Annotated in this window: 1 protein-coding gene; it reads right to left on the bottom strand. The window is 61.7% G+C overall.

Translation table 11 applies throughout. From position 1 onward, the window contains the following. A partial coding sequence (locus X744_RS0139285) for a threonine--tRNA ligase (protein WP_031261575.1) occupies window positions 1-517 on the bottom strand: 517 nt, incomplete at both ends.

Here is a 517-nt window from a genome sequence, read left to right as displayed (position 1 = left end):
CATCGTCTGGTAGGCTTCGAGCTGCGCCTGGTCGGCCCAGGCCGTGCCGTAGATGCGCGTCAGCATCGGGTTGTTCGAGTCGCCGCGCCAATAGGCGCCAGCCACCTTCATCAGCTTGAAGGCGTTGCCGATCTGGCCGGTCGAGGCCATGTGAGGACCGCGGCAGAGATCGAACCAGTCGCCCTGCGCATAGATCTTGAGATCCTGGTCCTCGGGAATGGCATCGATCAGTTCGAGCTTGTAGCGCTCGCCCTTGTCGGCGAAGACTTGTCTCGCCTTGTCGCGCGACCAGACCTCCTTGGTGAACGGCTTGTTGCGCGCGATGATCTCGCGCATCTTCTTCTCGATCACCGGGAAATCGTCCGGGGTGAACGGCTCGTTGCGGGCAAAGTCGTAATAGAATCCGTTCTCGATCACCGGCCCGATGGTGACCTGCGTTCCCGGCCATATCTCCTGAACGGCTTCCGCCAGCACATGCGCGGTGTCATGGCGGATCAGTTCCAGCGCGCTCGGATCT

The sequence above is a fragment of the Mesorhizobium sp. LNHC252B00 genome (assembly GCF_000502955.1).
Taxonomy (GTDB): Bacteria; Pseudomonadota; Alphaproteobacteria; order Rhizobiales; family Rhizobiaceae; genus Mesorhizobium.
This window is presented reverse-complemented; position numbering and strand designations above follow the sequence as displayed.